Origin of the sequence: Pseudoalteromonas sp. P1-7a (genome assembly GCF_001401855.1) — a bacterium.
GTDB lineage: Bacteria > Pseudomonadota > Gammaproteobacteria > Enterobacterales > Alteromonadaceae > Pseudoalteromonas.
Map to the genome: position 1 here is coordinate 1 of NZ_LKDU01000078.1, position 893 is coordinate 893.

Below are 893 nucleotides of genomic sequence, written 5' to 3' on the forward strand. Positions count from 1 at the left end.
AAACCCAACACCACAACTCCATTACTCACTCTTTATATAAACCACCACACCAGCTTATTTAAACACGTAGGTCGGATAAGCGAAGCGCCATCCGACACAAAAAATTGAATACCGTAAAAATAAATTGGTTTCTGCTAAAAGCTCAGCAAGGGTAGCAAGGCTTTTAATTTAATCTCTCTTTAGATATTCAGCTACCGCAAGCACTTGTTCATGGGTTCCTGTTGGTAAAAGTCTGTCTACATTGTAGTCGTAGCATAAGTACTCTTCTTTACTCCACGCTGAAGATGTTTTGCTCCCAACTAAGAGTTTACTGCCACTTGCGCATTGGGTATAACCATTAGCGCGAGCTGCAATTTGCCAAGTTACATAATTCGCAACAAGCGTTACTATTGAAACCACTAGCATTACACCAACAGCTAACCCTAATTTCTTTTTTAAACTGTCAAAAAAAGGTTTCTCTGTTAAGTCCAACAGAACATCAGAAATACCTATCAACACAGCTAAACACATTACAACCCAACCAGGAAGAATAAGAATATCAATATTCGATGAGACAATTACTGGGTAATCACTGTATGGATATAGTAGCCCTTGTATTATTTCATTAAGCTCATAAGACGCCAGAAACCATGTAGCTAAAATAGTAAGGGCTATTGTGATAACCAACGCAAATAAAAAAGTAGCGTCGATATTACTAAATCGTTGTTTTAAAGTTTTTACCACGGATTAACTAACTCATTCATAAAATCATTCAGCTCTTTTTGTTTTGATCTTTACGGTTCTGATTATTGACTCAGTATTAGTAGGTTGGGTTGAGTGAAACGAAACCCAACACCACAACTCCATTACTCACTCTTTATATAAACCACCACACCAGCTTATTTAAACACGTA

General features: G+C 37.1%; 1 protein-coding gene. It reads right to left on the reverse strand.

Going from position 1 to position 893, the window contains the following annotated elements; all coding sequences use genetic code 11:
- Window positions 1-168: 168 nt before the first annotated feature.
- The gene (locus tag AN389_RS19500; protein ID WP_055020500.1) at window positions 169-723 is read right to left on the reverse strand and encodes a hypothetical protein; all 555 of its coding nucleotides are present in this window, start codon (window positions 721-723) and stop codon (window positions 169-171) included.
- Between the last annotated feature and the right edge of the window lie 170 nt (window positions 724-893).